The organism is Algoriphagus sp. 4150, from assembly GCF_031457395.1.
Classification (GTDB): Bacteria; Bacteroidota; Bacteroidia; order Cytophagales; family Cyclobacteriaceae; genus Algoriphagus.
In genome coordinates, this window is the sequence record NZ_JAVDWS010000002.1 from 638,346 (window position 1) to 649,727 (window position 11,382).

General features: G+C 43.4%; 8 protein-coding genes. All 8 read left to right on the forward strand.

What is annotated here, in order from left to right:
- Positions 1–3 precede the first annotated feature (3 nt).
- Positions 4–264 (forward strand): ATP synthase F0 subunit C, encoded by a 261-nt coding sequence (gene atpE / locus J2X69_RS06065; RefSeq protein ID WP_310100033.1) that lies wholly within the window; start codon positions 4–6, stop codon positions 262–264.
- A gap of 72 nt (positions 265–336) precedes the next feature.
- Positions 337–831 carry a F0F1 ATP synthase subunit B gene (locus J2X69_RS06070; RefSeq protein ID WP_310100036.1) on the forward strand — a complete coding sequence of 165 codons (495 nt, stop codon included), beginning with the start codon at positions 337–339 and terminating at the stop codon, positions 829–831.
- A 9-nt stretch (positions 832–840) separates the two neighbouring features.
- On the forward strand, positions 841–1,401 hold the full coding sequence (gene atpH / locus J2X69_RS06075; RefSeq protein ID WP_310100041.1) for an ATP synthase F1 subunit delta: 561 nt from the start codon (positions 841–843) through the stop codon (positions 1,399–1,401).
- 24 nt (positions 1,402–1,425) lie between these two features.
- The gene (atpA, locus tag J2X69_RS06080; protein ID WP_310100044.1) at positions 1,426–3,003 is read left to right on the forward strand and encodes a F0F1 ATP synthase subunit alpha; all 1,578 of its coding nucleotides are present in this window, start codon (positions 1,426–1,428) and stop codon (positions 3,001–3,003) included.
- 64 nt (positions 3,004–3,067) lie between these two features.
- On the forward strand, positions 3,068–3,940 hold the full coding sequence (gene atpG, locus J2X69_RS06085) for an ATP synthase F1 subunit gamma (protein WP_310100047.1): 873 nt from the start codon (positions 3,068–3,070) through the stop codon (positions 3,938–3,940).
- A gap of 388 nt (positions 3,941–4,328) precedes the next feature.
- The gene (locus J2X69_RS06090) at positions 4,329–6,140 is read left to right on the forward strand and encodes a carboxypeptidase-like regulatory domain-containing protein (RefSeq protein WP_310100050.1); all 1,812 of its coding nucleotides are present in this window, start codon (positions 4,329–4,331) and stop codon (positions 6,138–6,140) included.
- A 16-nt stretch (positions 6,141–6,156) separates the two neighbouring features.
- Positions 6,157–7,605 (forward strand): glycoside hydrolase family 76 protein, encoded by a 1,449-nt coding sequence (locus J2X69_RS06095; RefSeq protein WP_310100053.1) that lies wholly within the window; start codon positions 6,157–6,159, stop codon positions 7,603–7,605.
- A gap of 102 nt (positions 7,606–7,707) precedes the next feature.
- Positions 7,708–10,950, forward strand: a complete 3,243-nt coding sequence (locus J2X69_RS06100) for a TonB-dependent receptor (protein WP_310100058.1) — start codon at positions 7,708–7,710, stop codon at positions 10,948–10,950.
- The last annotated feature ends 432 nt before the right edge of the window (positions 10,951–11,382 follow it).

The window sequence follows — 11,382 nt, forward strand, 5'->3', positions numbered from 1 at the left end:
AGTATGTTAACTTCAATCTTATTATCAGCTGGAATGGCTCTTATGGGTGCTGGTATCGGTGCAGGTATTGTTGCGATTGGCGCAGGACTTGGTATCGGTCGTATTGGCGGACAGGCTATGGAATCTATTGCCCGTCAGCCTGAAGCTGCTGGTAAAATCCAAACTGCTATGTTGATCATCGCAGCTTTGATCGAGGTGGTTTCCCTGTTTGCAGTAGTAGTATGTCTACTTATTGCTTTGAATGCAGGCGGTATCGTCTTCTAAGAACAAATGAATCGGGATTGGTCTTTATGGCCAATCCTTCTTTTTGAACAATAACGAAATTAACTATATCTCATGGATCTGATTTTACCTAGTTCCGGACTGATCTTCTGGCAGTTGTTTGGCTTTTTGGCACTCTTGTTTATCCTTATCAAGTTTGCATGGAAGCCTATGCTTGCAGCCATTGAAGAAAGAGAAACCAGTATCAACAACGCCCTGAAAGCAGCAGAGACAGCCAGAAACGAAATGGCTAACCTGAAGGCTGAGAATGAAAAACTTCTTGCGGAAGCCAGATTGGAAAGAGATACTATTCTGAAGAAAGCGCAGGATGTTTCTGTGAAAATGATCGATGAGGCCAAAGCGGAAGCTGTAAAGGTGGGCGCTCAGATGATCGAGAATGCTAAAGCAGTCATAGAAACTGAGAAGAAAGCTGCTTTGGCAGACGTAAGAACTCAAGTTGCAGCACTTTCTCTGGAGGTAACGGAGAAATTATTGAGAAAAAATCTATCTGATGACAAATCACAAAAAGATTTGGTAGACGGATTTATCAAAGAACTTAAGCTTAACTAATACACCTCCATGTCAAACCAGAGAGTAGCATCCCGCTATGCGAAGTCAATCATGGAACTTTCTTTGGAAAAAGGAAGACTAGAGGAGGTGCATACAGATTTCCAACGTCTTACAGCGTTGGCAGCAAGCAACAATGAATTGGCTTTGGTTCTTAGGAACCCAGTAGTCACTTCAGACAAAAAACTGAACATCCTCAAAGCGCTTTTTGCCAAAGGTGCTGATGCGCTTACGATGACTTTCTTTGAGATTGTTTCCCGTAAGAATAGAGAAGAGATTCTTCTCGACGTAGCCAGGGAGTTTGAAAACCAGTACAATCTTCATAAGTCTATTCAGGTAGCAGAAGTGACCACCACATTCCCTATCGATGATACTCTTCGCAGCGAGTTTGCCGAAGTGGTGAAAGAGATTTCAGGAAAGAAGTCAGTACAGTTGGTAGAGAAAATAAATCCAGACTTGATAGGCGGATATATTTTGACAGTAAATGATCGTCAGATTGATGAATCATTGAGTAGCAAACTGAGACAATTGAAGACTCAGTTTACCCAAAATCATTACGAAAGTAAAATCTAACAAAAAGCATTTAATCTATATATCATGGCAGAAGTAAGACCTGATGAAGTTTCGGCAATTTTAAGAGAACAACTCTCTGGTGCAAGAACCGAAGCTGAACTCGAAGAAGTGGGTACAGTCCTTCAAGTGGGGGATGGTGTAGCTCGTATCTATGGACTTTCTAAGGCTCAGTCCGGTGAATTGCTCGAATTCGACAATGGTCTGAAAGCAATGGTACTTAACCTGGAAGAAGACAATGTCGGAGCAGTACTTTTCGGCGATTCCAAATCTGTAAAAGAAGGTGATACCGTAAAAAGAACCAAAAGAATTGCCTCTATACAAGTAGGTGAAGGAATGCTTGGCCGCGTAGTGGATACCTTGGGTAATCCTATCGACGGAAAGGGACCTATAGCCGGTGATTTGTACGAAATGCCTTTGGAACGTAAAGCTCCGGGTGTAATCTATCGTCAACCGGTAACAGAGCCTCTTCAGACAGGTATCAAGTCTATCGATGCGATGATTCCAATCGGTAGAGGTCAAAGAGAATTGGTAATCGGTGACCGTCAGACAGGTAAGACTGCGGTAGTGATCGATGCTATCTTGAACCAAAAAGAATTTTACGATAAAGGAGAACCCGTTTTCTGTATCTACGTTGCAATCGGACAGAAAGCTTCTACCGTTGCAGGTGTAGTAGCAGCGTTGGAAAAAGGCGGAGCCCTTCCATATACAGTGATCGTAGCAGCTCCTGCTTCTGATCCTGCCCCGATGCAGTTCTTTGCGCCATTTACAGGTGCATCTATCGGTGAATTTTTCCGCGATACAGGCCGTCCTGCCTTGGTAGTATATGATGATCTTTCCAAGCAAGCAGTAGCTTACCGTGAAGTTTCTCTCCTATTGAGAAGACCTCCGGGACGTGAAGCGTATCCGGGTGACGTATTCTACCTTCACTCAAGATTGCTTGAAAGAGCTGCGAAAATCAATAAGTCTGACAAAATCGCTCAGGAAATGAACGATTTGCCGGATTCTATCAAGCATTTGGTAAAAGGTGGAGGGTCTTTGACTGCACTTCCGATTATCGAAACTCAAGCCGGTGACGTTTCTGCCTATATCCCGACTAACGTAATCTCGATTACTGATGGTCAGATCTTCCTTGAAACCAATCTTTTCAACTCAGGTATCCGTCCTGCGATTAACGTAGGTATCTCGGTATCCAGAGTAGGTGGTAACGCACAGATCAAATCGATGAAGAAAATTGCCGGTACCTTGAAATTGGATCAGGCAGCTTTCCGTGAATTGGAAGCATTCTCCAAGTTTGGTTCTGATCTGGATGCAACTACCAAGCGTACTATTGAAAGAGGTAGAAGAAACCAAGAGATCTTGAAGCAGCCACAGTATTCTCCTGTTTCGGTAGCTCATCAGGTAGCGATTATCTATGCTTCTACCAAAGGATTGATGGACACTGTTCCTGTTGAAAAAGCAAGAGCTTTTGAGAAGGAATTCTACACACTGTTAGATACTTCATATCCTGAAGCCCTTGAGTTGATCCTTAAAGGTGACGTGGATGGAGCAGGAAAAGTTCTTTCCAAGGCAGCTGCCGAATTGGCTCCTAAGTACGCAAAATAACTGATTTGAATTCCGGAGGATACTAGTCCTCCGGTTATTTATACCCTAGCACAACGCAAGCAAGATGGCTAACCTTAAGGAAGTAAAGGAACGGATAACCTCAGTAGTCTCTACCCAGCAGATTACCAAGGCCATGAAAATGGTATCCGCCGCCAAACTTAGAAGAGCGCAGGACAAAATCGTACAGATGCGTCCTTACTCTCAGAAGTTGACCCAAATCCTGAACAATGTATCAGCTGCTTCTGATGGAGCTGCAGATATCGTATTTGCCGAGAAAAGAGAGGTGAGAAATGTATTGATCATCCCTGTTACTTCCGACAAAGGACTTTGTGGTGCTTTTAATTCAAATATCATCAAAGCAGTGAATCTTGCTGTTACGAGACAGTTTGTAGGTAAGAATATCACGATCCTACCTGTAGGGAAAAAGGCATTTGAGGCATTTAAAAAGCAGGATTTCAATATGGTATCTGATTATTATCAGGTATTTCAGGATCTTACTTTCGACAATGTGAGAAATGCGGCAGAATATGCGATGAATTCATTTGTAGCCGGAGAATACGATCAGGTAGTTTTGGTATTCAATGAATTCAAAAACGTAGCTACTCAAGAGGTTCGTGTAGAGCAATTCCTGCCAATGGCAAAGGAAGATTCTGCTGAGGAGAAAACTCCTGATACAGATTATATTTTAGAGCCGTCTAGAGCATATATTATTGAGGAATTGGTTCCTACTTCATTGAAGATCCAATTTTACAAGGCTGTACTGGAGAGCAATGCTTCCGAGCACGGCGCTAGAATGACCGCAATGGACAAAGCTACTGAGAATGCCGGTGAGCTGCTCAAAGAGCTACGGTTGATGTACAACAGAACCCGTCAGGCAGCTATTACCAATGAGATACTTGAAATTGTCTCCGGAGCCAATGCGCTTGGGGGTAAGTAATAAACGATAGACCTACTTTCCAAAACCACAGCTCGCAAGGGTTGTGGTTTTTCTTTTTTCGACTGTATTCAATTGATAGCCAATCAATTTTTTGTCTTCGATTCTTGGTGAAGATGCCGCTTGTATAGTCTAGGTCGAGCAGATTATTATCTGCAGGGACCAGTTATATGCTTTTATCCATTTTTTGTTCCGATTGTGTAAAGTTTATTAACGTCCAATGACTATCGCAATTGCCGGATTAATAGATTTTTCTAAGTCATTAACCCTGATTTAACCAAGAATTTAACCTTACCACTTCTATTTTTCCTCTGCGTCAAGTTGTGGAATTGTACTGCGTTTCACATAGTTGGCGATTAATTATTTTATCAAACCCATAATAGCCAACAGAATGAGTAAAAATTTACGTGCGATTATTTACGTAGCGTTGCTGAGTACTTTTATTGCATCTGCCAGCTCCTGCGTCGAGGAAGATGAGCCAATTGAAGAAAATCAAGGCACTATAACAGGCATGGTTATAGATGGCGAAGGCCGTCCGATCCCCGAGGTAAGTGTCACACTTGCCGGTATGGGAGAAGAAGAATTGTCTGTGACCACCGGTGGAGACGGGAAATATTCCTTCGAGAATGTAACCTTGAAAACCAAGGCTGTGAAATTTTCCAAATCCGGGTGGCTCACAGTTAGTGTTACCGTAAATCCTGAGAAATTTGATGCTAACCGGGTCGCTATAGCAAATATGACATTGGTGTTTGCATCTGCCAAAATAACGGGTGTGATCACAGATGCACAGAACGACAATACTGGTCTCGAAGGTGTAACTGTTAGTGTAGGAGTAGCAGGTACAGTCATTAGTGGAAGTGATGGTCGATTTGTTTTGGAGAATTTGATCGAGGACAATTACACCGTAACATTCACCAAAGCCAATTATAAAACCGTAACACGAACGATAAGTGAATCGGATTTTGTCAGCGGTGTCGCAAGCATAGAAGTAGGAATGGGGAGCGGTGAAATTCTCCGAGGCCTTACTACCGCTGATCTATTAACTGCTGACAAATGGTATTACAACGAATACCGCGGAGGTCGTAATGCGGATGCTTACCCACGCTGGGATTGGGCTTGCAATTATATGTCGGCACTAGACTTTCAGGGGGCATGGCAGGAGCAAAATGAAGGCACCACTTTACAAATCCGAAACAATGAAGAAGATCGCAGCAATCCTGCGGATCTCAACGTTTTTGATTCCTATGTGTACGGGAGCAAGCTGATTACTGAAGAAAATAAGATTTTGTCATTGAGGCTAAGTACGCATAATGCGGACGAGGCAAACCCTGCATTTTTTGGAGTTCAGGTGATCGATCTTTCGGCGGCACAACCTTCTGCAGTGAAAATTGGGGAGAATAAAACCTACGGATCGGGGAGTTATGCTGACTTTGAGTTTGACCTTGGAGAATATGTAGGCAAAGAAGTAGTGATCGCCATAGGTATTTACCGCCAATCTACAGGAGATTATTGGAAACAGCTGGTACTTCGTGCTATTCGCTTTGCTGATAGCAAGGTAGAAAACTGGGACTGGCTGCCGGGAACTGAAGTTCTTGAGGGGTGGAAATTGACACAGGAAACAGCTCGCTCAATCATGCCACATACAAAGAAATCCTTCACGGGTATCAGCCCAGTGGACGGCAATCGGGATAATTATGTGGATGCGTACCGTGCTTGGCGTCAGGTTGACCATGTGGCAGCAGAATGGTTCTTTGTCCCGCTGAAGAAGGATCCGGAGGTATTTCCCTCTGAAGGATATCTGATGAAAACCCGCAATACTCCTGAGGTTGATACCAAAGTGCCTGAAGCCTATCTATACTCAAAATTCTCCATAAATGGTGGAAGTAACCAATTAACGCTGAGTACGCGCAATTTTGGTAACAATTTCACCTACTTCAAACTTACAGCCATAGCCGATGACGGGACAGTGATCCACATGGATCCTCAGTCCAATACTGCCGATGAGGCCAGTGCTGCAGAAGACGGTTGCTGGAAGTTTAAGCATGGCAACGGAGGTGCCGGAAATCCTGAAGGCTATGCCTCATTCATGTATGACTTATCACAGTTTAACGGCACAAATGTAACGCTCGCATTGGGCGTGTATAATGGTGAAGCCGAATCTGGAGAAAACAAACTGGTCATCCACCGGATTGATTTGAACTAAAACAATAAACCTTACTATGACAATATTTCGCTCTATGATCTCTATCTATAGTCTACTGTTGCTGCTCCTTACAGCATGTGCTGAAAATGTATCTGACACTAACCCCACGGATCCTCCAGTGGAGGAGGTCAATCTTTCAGAACAAAACCTTCTTCGTGCGATGGAACTCACAGACAAAGCAGTTTCAGCCCACTTCACCGGAGCAGGAATGGCGATGGCTAGGTATTATAATCCTTATACCGATGTTCGTTCCGATGAAATCGGAAGCGTTTGGATGTACTCTGCGGCCATCGAAGCTGTAAATGCAGTATTACACGGACTTCACGCTCAAAAAGAAAATGGAAATGCCGCAATTCATGATGAGCATTTCGATAGGTATTCCGAATTGCTGGGTAAACTATATGACAATGCGGATTATTATTTGGGGACTTTCGAACTGGTATCCTATACGCAGACTAAAGAATGGTCGGTGTACGGAGTAAATAGAGGTAATGCTAAAGGTACTGCCAAGGTTGAAGGCATCGAAAATGTTTATGATGATCAAATGTGGCTTATTCGGGAGCTGCTCGAATCTTATAAGGTCACCGGCAACAGCGTCTATTTGCAAAAAGCAGAGTATTTAACAGAATATGTATTGGACGGCTGGGACAGTACCCGCAATCCTGATGGTACGGAGCGTGGTGGAATACCTTGGGGGCCTGGCTATGTGTCCAAACATGCTTGTAGCAATGGGCCGATGGTCAGTCCGCTGGTATGGCTACATGAACTGTACAAAGACAAAAATGACGAAATAGCCTATCGATACATTGATGGGGAGGATAAAGAATCCCGCAAGGCGATTGAGGTCAAGAAAAGTGACTATTATGCTGATTTTGCCAAGAAAGTATATGATTGGCAAAAAAGTCAATTGTTACGCGCTGACGGTGTGTATGATGATATGAGAGGCGGATGCTCTCCAGGCAGTCCCCAAACTGAAACCATTGACGGAATTGTGTATCGCAGAGGGATCACGTGCCAGGATCGTGTAGGCCCTGCGATTTCTTACAACAGTGGCACCATGCTTTCCGGCGCAGCTGATTTATACAGAATCACAGGAGACAATAAGTTTCTTGAAGATGCCAAGAAATTGTCTGACGCTAGCTTTCAGTATTTCGCAAAACTGGGGCAGACGACTCCGGGATATTATACCTATGATATAAGTGGTTTCAGGAACTGGTTTAATGGTGTCCTGATGCGTGGCTATGTAGATGTTCATCCTTCTTATGGAAATGTTGCCGATTACATTGATTCATTTCAAAAGAACCTTGACTATGGATATGATAATTTTCTATACGAAGGTTTTCTTCCTACAAACTTGCTTGTAGGGTGGAGTTTGGACAATAATAACAACAGGACGGAAGGCATGTTCAATTTCACTTTTGCAGCCGAATATGCTGTGTTGTCACGATATGAGCAGGAAAAGTGATTTTAAGCAATTGTATAAGTATCCGAATAATAGGGATGTCCTTGTTTTTAAGCAGGATAATCCCCCGCAGAAGTAATGTTCAAAAAAAATATTCTTAAGCATATGCACTATATATACAAGCAGTTTTCCAGAGGTCTGATAAAATATTCAATGTTCGGGATAGTTCTGAAGTGCTTTGTTTTTGCTTCCGTTTTTGACGCAAAAGCAAGTAATGAGATAAATAGCGGCAGTTATCATTCTATCAGAGATGATATACAGCAAGAGGAGATGACGGTCACAGGTACGGTGACATTCTCAGAAGATGGGACAGCAATGCCTGGCGTGAACGTAGTAATAAAGGGTACAAATCGAGGTACCACCACAGATATAAATGGTAAGTATAGGCTGACGATTCCTGATTCCAATACCATTTTGACTTTTTCATTTATTGGATATATACAACAAGAAATTGAAGTGGGTGTACAATCAGTAATTGATGTGGTGATGGAACCCGATACTCAGCAGCTTGGTGAAGTCGTGGTGGTGGGTTATGGTATGCAGGAAAAAGTCACCTTAACGGGTGCCGTGTCAAGTATTAAGGGTGATGAGATGCTTCGGACGAAGAATGAGAACCCACAGAATATGCTTACCGGTAGAGTTGCCGGGGTTAGGGTATGGCAGAGAAGTGCCGAGCCGGGCACATTCAACAATAGTTTTGACATCCGGGGTCTGGGAGCTCCATTGGTGATCATCGATGGGATTCAGCGTACAATGGCAGATTTTCAGCGGTTGAACCCGAGTGATATTGATGATCTATCTGTATTGAAAGATGCTTCGGCTGCTATATATGGGGCTCGCGCAGCAAATGGTGTCTTGCTGGTAACCACCAAAAAAGGCAAGAACACCGGAAAAGCAACAGTAGTTTACAATGGCTCATACACCTTGCAGAGTCCTTCGGGATTTCCGGAGCTTGCGGACCCGTATCAGACCATGACGCTGTACAATGAAATGGCCATGAACAATATCAATGGCGGTAATTTAATCTACCAAGAAGATGCCTTTGAGGCCTTCCGTACGGGACAACGCCGCACGACAGACTGGAATTCATTACTGATCAACGAATATTCTCCCCAAAGTCAACACGATATAAGCATTTCCGGAGGGACGGAAAAAACACAATATTACGTGGCAGGCGGATATCTCTATCAGGAAGGTTTCTTCAAATCCGGGGATATGAACTACAACAAGGTTAACCTGAGATCCAACATCACCACAGAACTGGCACGTGGCTTAAAATTCAATTTGAATTTGAGTGGAGTAGCCGATCAGCGCAATTCTCCTTATTCAAGTGCAGTGGAGATTATTCGAAATTATTGGAGGCAAGGCGTATTGTTCCCGGCATATGCTGATCCTGAAAACACCATGCTTAATTACGAGGGGTTGGATTTGGAGCAGAATACAGTGGCAATGATGGACTCTGATGTATCGGGATATAGAAAATACAATCAAAAATACTTTCAGTCCTCTGCAGAACTAGAATTTGACTTTGGGACGGTATCACATATTTTGGAAGGCTTATCAGCAAAAGGATTGATTAGCTACGATTACCGTGGGGATGACAATAACATTTATCGTAGAGAATATTACCAATATATGTATGATCCGTTAACGGATTCTTATGCATCGAAATTGTACAATAATAGTTCTCCAAATCAAATCAGACGTGAAATTTACAGTAAACAGCAGGTCTTAGGTCAATTTCTTCTTAATTACAAACGCACTTTCGGCACAAATCATGGATTGATCGGACTCTTGGGTTTTGAAACTCAAAACCGAAAGGGGGATAATCTCTATGCCCAGAGAGATCTTGCTTTTGCCATGGAATATCTGGTGGGAGGAATGAATGAAAACCAGCAAGGAGGAATGCAGGGTGGATCAGGGGATCTTTATGAGATTGCCAACTCCGCCATGTTTGGCAGGTTGAATTATTCTTTTTCCGATCGCTACATAGCGGAAGTACAGTTTCGCTATGATGGATCCTCTAAATTTGTCAAAGATAATCGCTGGGGGCTTTTTCCCTCCGCATCCCTAGGATGGCGTATTTCAGAGGAACCTTTTTTTAAATCTATTTCAGCTCTTTCTTTTATCGATCAGCTAAAATTCAGGGCAAGTTATGGTATGACCGCAGACGATGGGTCACTGCAATATGACTGGTATCCAGGCTATATCTATCCCGCCACAAGCGGAAATGCTCAGCAAGGATATTATAACCAATACGCACCGGGATACATGCTCGGAGGGGAGTTTGTATATGGGACCTCGTTAGTTGTTCCAAATGAGCGGATTAGCTGGTGGACAGCAAAAACGTTTAACGTTGGGGTAGATTTTGAAGCTTCGAATGGGTTGTTTGGTTTCTCAATGGACTATTTCGACCGCCGCAGGGATGGTCTTTTTTCCAGTCGTTCAGGAGAAATACCTACAGTAGTCGGTACGGGAGCACCCAGAGAGAATACCAATAGTGACCGCCAATTTGGGATTGATCTTGAAGTATCTCATCGAAACACCATAGGCTCGTTTTCTTACGGAGTAAAAGGGATAGGTACAATTACGCGTCGACAGCATCTGATCGCTGCAGAAAAAGGGCCTTATGGCAATTCTTATGACCGCTGGCGCAATGACAACCTGACTGACCGCTATCAAGGTGTCCAATTCGGATATAAATCCGCCGGACGATATGAGAACTGGGAGGATATTTGGTCATTTCCCATATACAAAGACCGGGGGATTTTGCCGGGCAACTATAAATATGAGGATTGGAATGGTGATGGGGAAATCAATGGATTGGACCAGCACCCATTTGCCTACGATCAAACACCTTGGGTGAATTTCAGTTTGGCATTTGATGCTTCCTACGAAAATTTTGATTTAAGCCTACTATTCCAAGGATCGGCACTTGGCTCCATGGAATACCAAGAGCCCCTGTATTCGATATGGGGCAGCAATGGTGGCGGGGCCTTGGAACAGTACCTAGACCGATGGCACCCTGTAGATCCGCTGGCAGATCCTTACGATCCAGCCACTGAATGGGTAAGTGGCTATTATGGTTACACGGGGAATTACCCCCTCGGGAATTCGGATTTCAACCGTGTGAGCACTGACTATCTCCGTCTCAAGAGTATTGAGCTCGGCTATACCTTGAAACCAAGGAATAGCCCTTCCACGAGCATTCGTTTCTTTGCCAACGCTTATAACCTGTTGACTTTTACGGGGGTAAAATTCGTCGATCCAGAACATCCGGGAGATGAGTTGGGCAGATTATACCCTCTTACCAAAACCTATACAGTGGGTGTAACTGCACAATTCTAAAAAGAGCTGGTTGAGAATCAGAAAATTTAAAATGAATGATACCATGAAATCGAGCATGTCGAAACCGACACACAGAGAAATGATTATAAAACCTGCGAGATTCTCCCGAATCAAGTTCGGGACAGGCTATCTGACCATTAAAAATCAAAATATAAACAGATGAAATCGACACGATTAAAATTATCATTAAAACACTCAGTGCAATGATTATTTTAATCGTCAAAGATTCCATCTGACCTCTAAAAGCAAATTATAAACAGATGAAATCGAGCATGTCGAAGACGACACACAGAGGGATGATTATTCGCATGGCGAGATTCCATCTGACCTCTTAAAACAAAATATAAACAGATGAAATATCCATGACGGGAGCGCGACACACAGGGGCATGATTATAAATCCCGGCATCCACCATTTTCGTAGAAATCAACC